Here is a 13,897-nt window from a genome sequence, read left to right as displayed (position 1 = left end):
ACAGCGCAGTCCTTTGCTAGGGTTCGCACCATGCGGAACGTGCGAAGGTGGATCGGTGCTGCTGCTGTGCCCGTGCTGGTTCTCGCGGGAGGTGTGACACTCGCGGGAACCGCGGTGGCCCTTCCCGACACGGGTTCGGTCGCCGTGTCGAACGGCACCGACGCCCCGGTGACCTTCGAGGCCGACGGCACCACCTTCCACGGCAGCCTCCGCAACCCGGACGGAGCCGCGGTGGCCGCCGCACTGCTGCTCCCGGGCAGCGGCACCACCGATCGCAACGGCAACCAGCCCGGCTGGGCGGCCGACACCCTGGTGCGCACCGCGGACGCACTCGCCGCCCACGGCATCGCGAGCCTGCGCTTCGACAAGATCGGGGCCGGTGAGACGGGCCTCGGGTCCTACACGGTCGAGACCATCGGCGAGTACGGCTTCACCGAGCAGGTCGACCACGCCGAAGCCGCGGTGCGTCTGCTCGCTGAACACACCGGAATCTCCCCCGAGGAGATCCTCGTCCTCGGACACAGCGAGGGTGCACTGACCGCGCTCGCACTCGCCGATCGCGGTATCGGAAGCGGCTTCGCACTTCTCGCTCCGCTGCCGATGCGCTACCTGGACCTGCTGACCGCCCAGCTGAATGCCGTGGTGGATTCCGGACAGCTCGGCCCCGACGGCGAGGCGGTCCGGGCCGACCTGCCGCGTGCCGTCGAGTCGCTGCGGACGACCGGGGCCTTCCCCACCGATCTGCACCCGATCCTCGCGCAGTTCGGCATGAACCCCGCGAACGCGAAGTTCCTCTTCGAGTCCGACCAGCTCGACCCGGTTGAGCTCGCCGCGGAGCTGGCGGCCGACACCCCGGTGCTGCTCACCTGTTCCGACAAGGACCTGAACATCAACTGCGCGCAGGTCGAGCCGCTGCGAAACGCCCTCGCCCACACCGACCTGCAGTTCGAGCACTTCACCACCGCCAACCACAGTCTCGAGGAACTCGGCCCGCTGCAGCCCGGCCCGGCCGACCAGGTGGCGCTGCTGCCCACCTCGTTCGAGTTCTCGGCGGCGATCGACAGTTGGGCGGCCGCACGCGGTCGCTGACTGTCGTGTTGTAGGTGATTGTCGTGGTGTAACTCGGGTATCCCGGGCACATGACAGCACTGCACGCCGTGGCCCTGAACTGCACGCTCAAGCCGTCCCCCGCCGAGTCCAGCACCGACAAGATGGTGGCGCACGTGTTCGACGCACTGTCGAAGCACGACGTCAGCGTCGAAACCGTCCGGGTCGTCGACTTCGACGTCAAGCCCGGTGTCGAAGCCGACATGGGCGATGGGGATCAATGGCCGGAGATCGTCGAGCGCATCGTCTCGGCCGACATCCTGCTCGTCGCCACACCGACCTGGGTGGGACACATGTCGAGCGTCGCCCAGCGCGTCCTCGAGCGGCTCGATGCCGAACTGTCGAACACCGACGACGAGAACCGTCCACGCATGGTGGGCAAGGTCGGGATCGCCGCAGTCGTCGGCAACGAGGACGGCGCGCACAAGATCGTCGCCGACCTGTTCCAGAGCCTCAACGACATCGGTTTCTCGATCCCTGCGCAGGGCTCGACCTACTGGAACGGCGAGGCGATGTCGGGCACCGACTTCAAGGATCTCGACGAGATCCCCGAAGCGGTGCGCTCGACCACCGAATCCGTCGCCCGCAACGCCGTGCACCTGGCGACGCTGTTGCGTCAGCGCCAGTACGCGCCCTACCCGGGATGAACCCACCCGCCGGCCGGACGCCGACGGTCAGCGGCTGACGGCCTTCTGGTACCTGCGGATCGCGAACGGCACGAACACGATCAGCATCAACGCTGTCCACATCAGCGACGCGAGGACCGGATTCTGCAGGGGCCACACGTCGGGGGGCGGCACCATGGGATTGGTGTTGCCGAACAGTTCGCGGACCGCCTGCGTGACGGCCGAGATGGGATTCCACTCGGCGATGACGCGCAGCACCGTCGGCATCGACGACGGGTCGACGAACGTGTTGGCGATGAACGACAGCGGGAAGATCACCATGAAGCTCGCGTTGTTGAAGACCTCGGGCGTGCGGATCCACATGCCGATCACGGCCATCACCCACGACAGGGCGTAGGCGAACAACAACAGCAACAGGTAGCCGGCGAGCGCCTCACCGACCGAGGTGTTGATCCGCCACCCCACGAGAAGACCGGTCAACGACATCACCACGAGGCTGAGCACATTGATCAGCACGTCGGTGCTGGTGCGTCCGATGAGCACCGCGGACGGGGCCATCGGCAGCGACCGGAACCGGTCGATGATGCCCTTCTGCAGGTCTTCGACCATCCCGAGGCCCGTCCAGGTGGATCCGAAGATGACCGTCTGGGTGAAGATGCCTGCGATGAGGAACTCCCGGTACGAGACGCCGGGAACGTCGATCGCGCTGCCGAAGACGTATGCGAAGAGCAGCACGAACATGATCGGCGACAGCGTCGTGAAGACCAGCAGATCCGGCACACGCTTGATCTTGATCATGTTGCGCTTGGCAATGGTCAGGCCGTCGGATGCGACCATCTCGAGTGTGTTCACGACACCGCCTCCTCGACCTTCTCGTCCGTGCCGCGACCGGTGAGCGTGAGGAACACGTCGTCGAGGGTCGGTTTCCGCAGTGCGACGTCGGAGACCCGGATGCCCGCGGCCGACAGCTTCCCGAGCGCCGTCACGAGCCCGTCGGTTCCGCCGCCCGAGTCGCCGCTGACCGGCACGGTGATGCGGCCGGTACTGCGCTCGACCCTGACCTCCCCGGACGCCACCGATTCGAGCTCGCGAACCGCGCGGTCGCGCTGATCGGTGTCGGTCACGGCGAGTTCGATGCGTTCGCCACCGACGCGGCTCTTGAGCTCGTCGGCCGTGCCGCGGGCGATGACCGTGCCCCGATCGATCACGACGATGTCGTCGGCGAGGCGTTCGGCCTCGTCCATGTACTGCGTCGTCAGCAGCAGCGTCGTGCCGCGTTGCACGAGGGTGTCGATGACGTCCCACAACCCGAGGCGGGCCCGCGGATCGAGACCCGTCGTGGGTTCGTCGAGGAACAGCACCGGAGGATCGGCGACGAGCGCACCGGCGAGGTCGAGGCGGCGTCGCATACCGCCCGAATAACCCTTGACCGGGCGATCGCCCGCTTCTTCGAGATCGAACTGTTCGAGCAACTCGCGTGCCCGGAGGCGACTGCGTTTGGCGCCGAGGTGGTACAGCCGGCCGACCATCTCGAGGTTCTCGAAGCCTGTGAGATACTCGTCGACCGCCGCGTACTGCCCCGATGCTCCGATCCTGGAGCGGAGCTTTCGCGCCTCGGTGAGGACGTCGTATCCCGCCACTTCGGCGCGACCGGCATCGGGGACGAGCAGTGTCGTCAACACCCGCACCGTGGTGGTCTTTCCGGCCCCATTGGGCCCGAGCAGCGCGGTGACCGTCCCCTCCGGCACTCGCAGATCCACCCCGTCGAGCGCTCTGAGCTGCCCGTATGTCTTGATCAGTCCTTCTGCAACTATGGCGTCGGCCATCAGTTTCTCCCCTGACTGTGGTGGTGAGCACAGTGTGCACGAAGAGACCGACACGGTTCGACGGATTTTCTCATCGCTCCGCCGGGAGGATCGCTCAGCCCGTCACCCGGGCGGCGTTGCCGGCGTCGATCGGCAGCACGGTGCCGGAGATGTGTGCGGACGCCTCGTCGGCGAAGAACAGAACCGCACGGGTGACCTCGGCCGGGTCGAGCCACGGCACCGGTTGTGCGTGCAGGGAGGTGAACACCGGAGCGACATCGTCGGCGGTCGGATGTTCGAGGTCGGGCCGCAGCATCCCGTAGAGCGCGTCGTTGTGGATCATCGGCGTGGAGATGTTGCCCGGGGCGACGGCGTTGACGGTGATGCCGTTCTGCGCGAGGTCCAGGGCCGCGCTCTTCGTCAGGCCGATCACGCCCCACTTCGACGCCGCATACGCGGCCATGTTGGTGTTGCCCGCTCGGCCGAGCATCGACGACACCGTGACGATACGACCGTAGCCGCGTTCGATCATCCCCGGCGTGACCGCGGCGACGGTGTTGAACACCCCGGTGAGATTGGACGCGATCGCTTCGTCCCACATCTCCTGCGGCATGCGGTACACCGGTGCCGCGACCGACACCCCGGCATTGGCGACCGCGATGTCGATCCTCCCGAGTTCGGCGTGGGCACGGGCCACCAGCGCGTCCATCGCCGGGCGGTCGGCGGTGTCGAGTGTCGCAGAGACGGCGCGGCGACCGGTCGCCTCGACGAGTTGCACCGTCTCCGCGAGGTCCTCCTCGGTCGCCAGCGGATATCCCACCACCGGTGAGTCGGAACACCGGTCGCAGACGACCACGTCGGCGCCTGCCTCGGCGAATGCGACGGCGTGCGAGCGTCCTTGGCCCCGCGCCGCTCCCGTCACGAATGCGACCCTGCCCTCGAAACCCATCATGACGTCCTTCCGTCGGCGCGTGATCGCCTCCCTTGTACCGCGCCGAGCGAAAGGACGGATGGGTGATTCCCGGACAGCGGACATGCCCGGGGAGCAGGCACGAATCAGACGGGGATCAGAGCCCGGTCCGGGCCTTCACCCGTCCCTGTTCGATGGCGTCGTGCAGCGCCTGCAGGTCGCGTTCGTTGCGGTCCGCGTAGGCCACCGCGAACGACGAGACCGCCTCGTCGAACTCCTCGTCCGTGCCGAGATAGGCCGCCAGTGCGATCCGGTCGCCGGCCCGCGCATGGGCGAAGGCGAGGACTCGGCCGCAGAGTCGGCCGTAGAGCTTCAGGCCCTTGGGCACCATCTCCTCGATCACCGCCGAACCCTTGCCGTCGCGGAGCTGACGGATATAGAAATCCCGGTTCACCCCGTCGGCCCCGGCGCCCTGCTGCCAGCCGAGGAAGATGTCGCTCGCCGACTGCATCAGCCGCTGACCGTTGACGACCCGTTCGCCCTCGTTCCGGAAGGTCGGACCGTCGACGTAGTACGACAGCACCGAACGCTGGGCCTCCTTCGCCTGCAGGAACAACGGATCGTCGTCGTCCGCACCGCGCAGCAGGAGGATCCACGCCCGCGTGCCGACACTGCCCACTCCGACGACCTTCCGCGCGGCCTGGACCAGTTCGAACTGTTCGAGGAGGACTCGGCGGTCCCACTGTAGTGTCGCCCGGTACGAACGGACACGGCCGTACAACTCGTCGTAGATCGCCTCGGCGTCGAGGTCGGCGAAGACCTCTTCGACGGGCACGATGAGCGGCGGATCGCTGATGATCCGGCGGTGACCGTCGATGATGGTGGTCAGCTTCTCCAGTGCCTGGAGGCTGTCGCGGCGCGAGGCCTTGTCGAGCGCTTTCCGCGTGCGTTTCTCCATCTTCGCATCCAGCAGGCCACCCAACCCCGCTATCTCGGTCGTGGGATCGAGGTGGGAGTACCGCACGGCCAGATTTCCGAGTTGCGCTTGCCTACAGATCGTCTCGCGGTACTCTGCGGCACATGCCCGGGTGATCTTCCGGCGTTCCTTCGCGGTGAACCCGTTGTCGCGACCGGCGATCTCGAGGCTTGCGACCAGGCGCTTGACGTCCCATTCGAACGGCCCCGGATAGGTTTCGTCGAAGTCGTTGACGTCGAAGGCCGTTCTCCGTTCCGGAGTCGCGAACAGGCCGAAATTGCTCGCGTGGGCGTCGCCGCACAGCTGTGTGTGCAGACCACTGTCGGATGTGCGCGACAGATCGTCGGCCATCACCAGTGCAGCACCGCGGAAGAACGCGAACGCCGACGTCGCCATGCGGCCGTACCGGACCGGAACGAGCTGGGGGACGCGCGACTGCGCCTGACTCTCGAGCAGCGCGATCGGATCCCGGGACGACTCCCCGAGATCGGCCAGCGACTCGACGGGAGTGCCCCTCCGAGCGGCGAGACCGTTCTGGACCCGCTGTTCGCGAGTCGGATGCACGACATGTCCGTCCGTGACCGACATGGGTCCTCCCACGGGGATATCACCGGAGTGTGGGCCTTCATAGTAGGCAGGCCTGCGGTCCCCTGAGAGGGAAACGGCGTCAGGACCGCGACAGCACCAGCCCTGAGGTCGGAACTCCTGTTCCTGCCGTGACCAGGACGTGGTCGACGTCGTCGACCTGGTTGACGGCCGTGCCGCGGATCTGCCGTACGCCCTCCGCGATGCCGTTCATGCCATGGATGTAGGCCTCGCCCAGCTGACCGCCGTGCGTGTTGATCGGTAGCCGTCCGCCCACCTGGATGCCGTCGGCGACGAAGTCCTTGGCCTCACCGCGGCCGCAGAAACCGAGTTCTTCGAGCTGCATGAGCACGTACGGGGTGAAGTGGTCGTAGAGCACGGCCGTGGCGATGTCCTGCGGCCCGATGCCCGCCTGCTCCCACAACTGGTCGCCGACGATGCCCATCTCCGGCAGGCCTGTGAGCCCGTCCCGGTAGTAGCTGGTCATGATGTACTGATCGGGTCCGCTCCCCTGCGCCGCGGCCGCGATCATCGCTGGGGTCTGCTTCAGGTCCTTCGCCCGCTCGGCGCTGGTGACGACGATCGCGACGCCGCCGTCCGATTCCTGGCAGCAGTCGAGCAGGTGCAGCGGCTCGGCGATCCACCGCGAGTTCTGGTGGTCCTCGAGCGTGATCGGCTTGCCGTGGAAGAACGCCTTCGGGTTCGTGGCGGCGTGCGCCCGATCCGCGACCGCCACGGCGCCGAAGTCGGCGCTCGTCGCACCGGAGACGTGCATGTAGCGTTGCGCGACCATCGCGACGAACGAGGCCGGTGTGCTCAGCCCGTGCGGGTAGGAGAACGCGTTGTCGGTTCCCGACGAATTCACCTGTGCGGCAAGGTCAATGTTGACCTGCCCGTACCGCGCGCCGGACCGCTCGTTGAACGCCCGGTACGCGACCACCACGTCGGCCACGCCGGTCGCGACGGCCATCGCCGCCTGCTGCACCGTCGCGCACGCCGCACCGCCGCCGTAGTGGATGCGGGAGAAGAACTTCAGGTGGGGAATGCCCACCGAACGGGCCACGGCCACTTCGGTGTTGGTGTCCATCGTGAACGAGACCAGACCGTCGACGTCGGCCGGGGTCAGTCCCGCGTCGTCGAGGGCGGCGCACACCGCTTCGGCCGCGAGGCGGAGTTCGCTGCGGCCGGAGTCCTTCGAGAAGTCGGTCGCGCCGATGCCGACGATCGCCGCTGCACCCGACAGGCCGCTCATGCGGTGCCTCCGATCACGACAGTGGCTGTGGCCGTGATGTGTTTGCCCAGACTGTTGGTGCCGGTGATGTCGACGGTGACCAGTCCGTCCTCGACGGACGCGACGGTACCCGAGAGGGTCAGGGTGTCGTAGGCGTACCAGGGCACACCCAGTCTCAGCGAGATCGACTTCACCACCGCGCGGGGGCCGGCCCAGTCGGTGACGTAGCGCTGCACGAGGCCGGTGTCGGTGAGGATGTTGACGAAGATGTCCTTCGATCCGCGCTGCTGTGCCTTGTCGCGGTCGTGGTGCACGTCCTGGAAGTCGCGTGTGGCCAGGGACGTCGACACGATGAAGGTGGGATCGGCGTGGATCTCGAGGGAGGGCAGGCTCTCGCCCGTCGTGACGGTCGGGGTGTTCACACGTCCTCCTCGAGGGGCTTCCAGGCGTACAGCGTCCACGGCTGCCCGCCGGTCTCGTCGTCGCCGGGGAAGTCGAGGAAGGTGACCTCGACCGGCATCCCGATGCGTACCTGTCCAGGGTCGACGTCGCGGAGTTCACCGAGCATCCGGACACCCTCGTCGAGTTCGACGAGCGCGACGACGAAGGGCACCTGCCGCCCCGGCACCTTGGGCGCGTGGTGGACGACGAAGCTGAACACCGTTCCGCGACCGGAGGATACGACGTAGTCGGTGGTTTCCGACTTGTCGAGCCAGAGCGCCGGGACGGGTGGGTGCTGCAGGGTGCCGTCGGGGCGTCGCTGGATGCGCAGTTCGTGGGTGGCCACGCCGTCCCAGAAGAATTGCGTGTCGCGGGAGACGGACGGGCGGAGCATCCGCGTGGGGTCGAGATCGTCGGGTACCGCGGATGTGGGCCGGTCTTCCGACGTCTCCGCGCGCTCGTCCTTCGACGGCGGTGCGAACTTCAGGATGCGGAAGAGCATCTCGGCGACGACCTCGTCGCCGACCTTCCACAGGTTGCGGGTGGTGAAGAACCATCCCTCTCCGAGCCCGGTCCGCTTCGGGCCGACGACGTCCTCGAGGGTGGATTCGATCGTCACCTGCTCGCCGTGGCGCAGGTAGCGGTGGTAGATCTGGTCGCAGTTGGTGGCGACCACCGAGGTGTAGCCGGCGTCGTCAAGGATCTGCGTCATCCGGCCGAGCGGGTCGTCCTTCTCGCGTTCGGCGCCGAGGCCGCGCATCGTCCACACCTGCGCCATCGCGGGCGGGGCCACGAGACCACCGTGACCGGCTGCGATCGCCGCGGTCTCGTCGGTGTAGATCGGGTTGTCGTCGCCGATCGCCTCGAGCCAGTTGCGGATCATCGGCATGTTCACCGGATCGCGGCCGGGTCGCGGCGCGGACGGGCCGTCGCCGCGGACCTTCTCGGCCGCCTGCCGGATCTCCTCGGGGATCCTCCCCCGAGCATCTCGTGTCACCGAACCTTGTGTCACCGAATTCTCCTGCCTCACCGCGGGACCCGCGGCATGCCCAGACCGGCGGTGGCGACCAGTTCGCGCATCACCTCGTTGACGCCACCGCCGAAGGTGATGACGACATTGCGTTTGGCCATCATGTCGAGCCAGCGGAGCAGATCGGCGGTGTCGTCGTCGGCCGGATCGCCGAAGGCACCGACGATCTCCTCGGCGAGGCGCCCGACGCGCTGGATCCGCTCGGTGGCGAACACCTTGGTCGCCGAGGCATCGGCGATGTCGACGGCGTCGTTGCTGCTCGCCGCGACCTGCCAGTTGAGCAGTTCGTTGAGTCGCCAGGTCGCGTGGATCTCGCCGAGTGCGCATCGCACCTCGGGGCGGTCCCGGAGTTCGTGGGCGCGGACCCATTCGACGAGCCGGTCGTAGATGCCGGCGACGCGACCGGCCGGGCCGAGCATGACGCGTTCGTGGTTGAGTTGGGTGGTGATGAGCTTCCAGCCCTTGTTCTCCTCGCCGACGAGCATCTCGACGGGAACGCGTACGTCGCTGTAGTAGGTGGCGTTGACGTGGTGGGCACCGTCGCACGTGATGATCGGCGTCCAGCTGAAGCCGGGATCCTTGGTGTCGACGATGAGCACGGAGATGCCGCGGTGACGCGAGTCGGCGGGGCCGGTGCGGACGGCGAGCCAGATGTAGTCGGCGTCGTGCCCGCCGGTGGTGAAGATCTTCTGTCCGTTGACGATGTAGTGGTCGCCGTCGCGGACGGCGGTGGTGCGCAGGGCGGCGAGGTCGGTACCGGCCTCGGGTTCGGAGTAGCCGATGGCGAAGTGCACCTCGCCGGCGAGGATGGCGGGCAGGAACTTTCGCTTCTGTTCGTCGGTCCCGTAGACCTGCAGGGTCGGGCCGACGGTCTGCAGGGTGACGCTCGGCAACGGCACGTCGGCGCGGACGGCCTCGTTGGCGAAGATCTGCTGTTCCACGTCGCCGAAGCGGCGGCCGCCGAACTCGACGGGCCAGCCTACGCCGAGCCAACCGTCCTTGCCCATGCGACGCACGACCTCGCGATAGGTGGGGCCGTGCCGCTCCGTGCGCATGATCGCAGCCTCCTCGGGTGAGACGAGGCTGCTGAAGTAGCGCCGCAGTTCGGCTTGCAGTGCGCGCTGGTCGTCGGTCAGATCGATGAACACCGGGCCCCCACGAGGTCGAGTCGGTACGAGGCGCCGCCGAGCAACCGGGCGAGGTCCTTGGCGGTCGACGAGTACTTGTGCAGCGGATAGGTCTCGTCCACACCCACGCCGCCGTGCAGGTGGTGCAGCACCCGCATGGCCGGCGGCAGTTCGGCGGCGATCCAGTAGGCGGTGATGTCGAGATCGTCCGCGGCGTCGAGACCTTCGGCCAGGCGCCAGACCGACGACAGCGCCGCGACGTGCAGGGTGCGGGCGGTGACGTAGACGTCGGCGATCTGCTGCGCGACGGCCTGGAAGGTCGCGAGCGGCTTGCCGAACTGGTGCCGCTCGCTGACGTGCTTCGCCGTGAGTTCGGTTGCCCCGGAGAGCAGTCCGTCGGCGAAGGCCGCCACGGCGGCGAGCGCGATCCGGTGGAGCATCGTCACAGCGTCGGTGCCGGATTCGGCGAGCAGGACACCCACGGCGCCGTCGGCGCGCACCGAGAACTCGGGAGAGCCGGTCGAGGTGGGGCTCGAACGCAGGGTCATGCCCACGGCGTCGGGAGCCACCGCGACCACGCCTGCGTCGGTGGGCAGCAGCACCACGCGTGCCCGATCGGCGTAGGGCACGGCGACGAACGAACCGGTGACCGCGTGGCCCCCGTCGGTGGCGACCGCCGTGGCGGCCGGTTGCTCCGGGAAGGCGCGCCCCGGTTCGCCGAGCGCGGCCGTGAGCACGGCTCCTCCGGCGACGCCGGCGAGCAGGTCGTCCTGTTGCTGTTCGGAGGCGAGCGCGAGGATCGGCAGCACGCCCAGGCCGAGGGTGGCCAGGGCCGGGGTCTGCGCGGCTCCGCGTCCGATCTCGGTGAGCACGGTGGCGACCTCGCCGAGCCCGAGGCCCGACCCGCCGAGACGCTCCGGCAGAGCGAGCGAGAGCAGGTCGGCGTCGGCCAGCGCGGCCCACAACGCGTCGTCGGTGAGGCCGCGTTTCAGGAGACCGGCCGCCACACCGGCGATTTCCTCCTGTGTCTCGTCACGTGCGAAGTCCACCGTCACCCACCTTCGAATAGAACGTGTTCTAGTTGTAGCACTCCCCGGCGCCCTGCGGAAGGACCGCTCAATCGCGCGGCAGGCCCAGGAGCCGCTCGGCCGCCATGGTGAGCAGGATCTGCTCGGTTCCGCCGGCGATCGTCAGGCACCGGGTGTTGAGGAACTCCCGGGTGAGCGGACCTTCCACCCAGCCGGCCTCGCCCGCGAGACACATGGCGAGCTCGGCGGTGTCCTGCCGCTGCCGCACGCCGATGAGCTTGCGGACGCTGGACGCGGCGCCCGGATCCTGCCCTTCGAGCTGCGCGAGGGTCGCCCGCAGATCGAGGAGCGAACCGACCGTCGCCTCCCCGATCTGCGTCGCGATGCGGTCCTCGGCGACGGGATCGCCGGGGGTCGACAGTTCGAGCAGTTCCTCGATGCGCGGCCCCAGCGACGATTTGCCCCCCATTGCGACGCGTTCGTTGGCGAGGGTCGTGCGGGCCAGCTTCCAGCCGTCGCCGAGATTGCCCACCACGCAGTCGTCCGGCACGAAGACCGAATCGAGGAAGACCTCGTTGAACAACGCGTCGCCGGTGATCTCGCGCAGCGGCGAGATCGTGATGCCCGCCGACTTCATGTCGACGAGGAAGTAGGTGATGCCCTTGTGCTTGGGGACGTCGCGGTCGGTGCGGGCGAGACAGATCGCCCAGTCCGCCTGCTGTGCGAGCGAGGTCCACACCTTCTGCCCGCGCAGCACCCATCCGCCGTCGGCCTTCTCGGCACTCGTGCGCAGCGCCGCGAGGTCCGAGCCGGCGCCGGGTTCGGAGAACAGCTGACACCAGACCACATCGCCGCGCAGGGTGGGCATCACGAAACGCTCGATCTGCTCGAGTGTTCCGTGTGCGAGGACGGTCGGAATCGCCCACCAGCCGATCACGAGGTCGGGACGTTCGATGCCGGCGGCGGCGAGCTCCTCCTGGACGACGAGCTGTTCGGCGGCGCCGGCTCCGCGACCGTAGGGCGGCGGCCAGTGCGGCGCGAGCAGGCCCGATTCAGCGAGGGCGACACGGCGCTCGGATTCGGGTGCGGCGGCGATCTTCTCGACCTCCGCACGGATCCGCGCGCGTTTCTCCTCGTGATCGGACAGGTCGATACCGAGGTGACGGCGCGCGCCGTCGCGGACCAGGGTCGTCAGCCGCGAGCGCCACGCGGTGGAACCGCCGAGCACCTGGCGGGTGGCGACCGCACGGCGGAGATAGAAGTGTGCGTCGTGTTCCCATGTGAACCCGATGCCGCCGAGCACCTGGATCGCGTCCTTGGCGGTCTGCACCGCGGCATCGAGTGCGATCGCTGCGGCGGCCGCCGCCGCGATCGGCAGTTCGTCGGGCTGCGCGTCGACGGTGACCGCCGCATCCCAGGCCACGGCCCGGATCTTCTCGGTGCGGCAGAGCATTTCGGCGCAGATGTGTTTGACGGCCTGGAACGAACCGATCGGTTTTCCGAACTGTTCGCGGATCTTCGCGTACTCGACGGCGGTGGTCAGCGCCCAGCCGGCGAGACCGGCCAGCTCCGCGGCGGCGAGGCCGGCGGTCAGGTCGCGCACGAAGCCGGCCGGGACGGTCGCGACCCGATCGACCGGGACCGTCGCGTCGTCGAGGCGGACGCGGGCCACCGCGCGGGAGGCGTCGATGGTCTCGAGCGGTTCGATGTGCAGACCCGGATCATCGGCCTCGACGAGCGCCCAGCTCTCGACGGCCGGATCACCTTCACCCGCGACACGGACGAGCACGGCGATCCCGGCTTCGGCACCCACGGCCGGTCCGGCCTCACCGCGCAGCAGGACTCCGTCACCCGCCGGCTCCGCGGTCACGGCCGAGTCGAGAGCGAGCGCGGTGGGGACCTCACCCTCGGCGAGCCGTTCCGTCGTCTTGGCGACGGTCTCACCGGCACGGCCGAACACGAGGGCGGCCACGACGGTGGTCAGGATCGGGCCCGGTGCGAGTTCGTAGGCGGCCTGCTCGAGCATGACGGCCAGGTCCACGGTGGTCGCGCCGAGGCCGCCCGCCTCCTCCGGGACGGCGACGCCGAAGACTCCGAGTTCTGCGAGGGAGGACCAGCCGTCGCGCCACGTCGCGTCGCTTGCGCGACGTATCGTCGACATGGGGTCTACGGCACGTGACCAGGCCTGGACAGATGCCTGAACGGCCCGCTGCTCCTCGGTCGTGGCGATACTCACAGCGGTTTCCGCCCTTCCGAATGACATCATTGCTAGAACGTGTTCTAATATGGCACCGATTCAGAGTCAAGGCGTGAGGAAACGAATCTATGGCCACCCCGTCCCGCTCCCGTGCCAACGGACACGGAACTCTGACCGCCCTCACCGAGGACGATCTCAGTTCCAATGCCCAGAAGGAACGGCGCAAGCGGATTCTCGACGCCACCCTGGCGCTCGCGTCGAAGGGTGGTTACGAGGCCGTGCAGATGCGGGCGGTGGCAGAACGCGCGGACGTCGCGGTCGGCACCCTCTACCGATACTTCCCGTCCAAGGTCCACCTGCTGGTCTCCGCCCTCGGCCGTGAATTCGCCCGCATCGAAGGCAAGGGCCGGATCCCACCCGGCCACAGCCCCCTCGAGCGCATGCACCTCATCCTGGGCCTGATCACCAAGGCCATGCAGCGCGATCCCCTGCTCACCGAGGCCATGACACGGGCGTTCATGTTCGCCGACGCTTCCGCCGCCGCCGAGGTCGACCAGGTGGGCACCCTCATGGACCGACTGTTCGCACGGGCCATGAACGACGGCGAGCCCACCGAGGAAGAACTCGCCATCGCACGCGTCATCAGCGACGTGTGGCTGTCGAATCTCGTCGCCTGGCTCACGCGCCGTTCGTCGGCCACCGATGTCGCCCGCCGGCTCGAACTGACGGTGGAGCTGCTGCTCGGCGACGGCTCGCGCGTGCCGAAGACGGTCGCGTCGGAAGCCTGACGGCGCTCGCGTCCGAAGCCCCGCGGCGCTCGCGTCCGAAGCCCCG

Annotated in this window: 13 protein-coding genes; 3 read left to right on the top strand and 10 right to left on the bottom strand. The window is 68.3% G+C overall.

Annotated features, from left to right (window positions below; all coding sequences use genetic code 11):
* Positions 1 to 30 precede the first annotated feature (30 nt).
* On the top strand, positions 31 to 1,089 hold the full coding sequence (locus K3M35_RS12465; RefSeq protein WP_231413001.1) for a S9 family peptidase: 1,059 nt from the start codon (positions 31 to 33) through the stop codon (positions 1,087 to 1,089).
* A 50-nt stretch (positions 1,090 to 1,139) separates the two neighbouring features.
* Complete coding sequence (locus tag K3M35_RS12460; protein WP_019290163.1) at positions 1,140 to 1,754, top strand: flavodoxin family protein; 615 nt, start codon at positions 1,140 to 1,142, stop codon at positions 1,752 to 1,754.
* A 27-nt stretch (positions 1,755 to 1,781) separates the two neighbouring features.
* Here the strand turns inward: K3M35_RS12460 and K3M35_RS12455 are convergent, their stop codons facing one another.
* From K3M35_RS12455 to K3M35_RS12410, 10 genes are all read right to left on the bottom strand, one after another.
* Positions 1,782 to 2,570: an ABC transporter permease gene (locus tag K3M35_RS12455; RefSeq protein WP_170318477.1), complete on the bottom strand. Its 789-nt coding sequence runs from the start codon at positions 2,568 to 2,570 to the stop codon at positions 1,782 to 1,784.
* Between the two features lie 11 nt (positions 2,571 to 2,581).
* Positions 2,582 to 3,559, bottom strand: a complete 978-nt coding sequence (locus K3M35_RS12450; RefSeq protein WP_071936221.1) for an ATP-binding cassette domain-containing protein — start codon at positions 3,557 to 3,559, stop codon at positions 2,582 to 2,584.
* Positions 3,560 to 3,653: 94 nt separating this feature from the next.
* Positions 3,654 to 4,490, bottom strand: a complete 837-nt coding sequence (locus K3M35_RS12445; protein WP_197481867.1) for a mycofactocin-coupled SDR family oxidoreductase — start codon at positions 4,488 to 4,490, stop codon at positions 3,654 to 3,656.
* Between the two features lie 115 nt (positions 4,491 to 4,605).
* On the bottom strand, positions 4,606 to 6,012 hold the full coding sequence (locus K3M35_RS12440; RefSeq protein WP_006550461.1) for a DUF2252 domain-containing protein: 1,407 nt from the start codon (positions 6,010 to 6,012) through the stop codon (positions 4,606 to 4,608).
* Between the two features lie 79 nt (positions 6,013 to 6,091).
* Entirely contained in the window at positions 6,092 to 7,261 is a 1,170-nt protein-coding gene (locus K3M35_RS12435) for a lipid-transfer protein (RefSeq protein ID WP_220666486.1), read from the bottom strand.
* Complete coding sequence (locus K3M35_RS12430) at positions 7,258 to 7,662, bottom strand: MaoC family dehydratase (RefSeq protein ID WP_220666485.1); 405 nt, start codon at positions 7,660 to 7,662, stop codon at positions 7,258 to 7,260. The genes K3M35_RS12435 and K3M35_RS12430 overlap by 4 nt, the downstream gene beginning before the upstream one ends.
* On the bottom strand, positions 7,659 to 8,678 hold the full coding sequence (locus K3M35_RS12425; protein ID WP_006550464.1) for a bifunctional MaoC family dehydratase N-terminal/OB-fold nucleic acid binding domain-containing protein: 1,020 nt from the start codon (positions 8,676 to 8,678) through the stop codon (positions 7,659 to 7,661). The genes K3M35_RS12430 and K3M35_RS12425 overlap by 4 nt, the downstream gene beginning before the upstream one ends.
* Positions 8,679 to 8,707: 29 nt before the next feature.
* Positions 8,708 to 9,859: an acyl-CoA dehydrogenase family protein gene (locus tag K3M35_RS12420; protein ID WP_220666484.1), complete on the bottom strand. Its 1,152-nt coding sequence runs from the start codon at positions 9,857 to 9,859 to the stop codon at positions 8,708 to 8,710.
* Positions 9,844 to 10,887, bottom strand: coding sequence for an acyl-CoA dehydrogenase family protein (locus K3M35_RS12415; RefSeq protein ID WP_220666483.1), 1,044 nt, complete (start codon positions 10,885 to 10,887; stop codon positions 9,844 to 9,846). The genes K3M35_RS12420 and K3M35_RS12415 overlap by 16 nt, the downstream gene beginning before the upstream one ends.
* A gap of 67 nt (positions 10,888 to 10,954) precedes the next feature.
* Positions 10,955 to 13,102, bottom strand: a complete 2,148-nt coding sequence (locus K3M35_RS12410) for an acyl-CoA dehydrogenase (RefSeq protein ID WP_220666482.1) — start codon at positions 13,100 to 13,102, stop codon at positions 10,955 to 10,957.
* Between the two features lie 89 nt (positions 13,103 to 13,191).
* Between K3M35_RS12410 and kstR the strand changes: the two genes are divergently transcribed.
* Positions 13,192 to 13,851 carry a cholesterol catabolism transcriptional regulator KstR gene (gene kstR, locus K3M35_RS12405; protein WP_006550468.1) on the top strand — a complete coding sequence of 220 codons (660 nt, stop codon included), beginning with the start codon at positions 13,192 to 13,194 and terminating at the stop codon, positions 13,849 to 13,851.
* Positions 13,852 to 13,897: the final 46 nt, after the last annotated feature.

Source organism: Rhodococcus sp. DMU2021, from assembly GCF_019641445.1.
Classification (GTDB): domain Bacteria; phylum Actinomycetota; class Actinomycetes; order Mycobacteriales; family Mycobacteriaceae; genus Rhodococcus; species Rhodococcus pyridinivorans.
The sequence above is the reverse complement of the archived record's forward strand: the minus strand, read 5'-3'. Positions and strand labels throughout refer to the sequence as shown.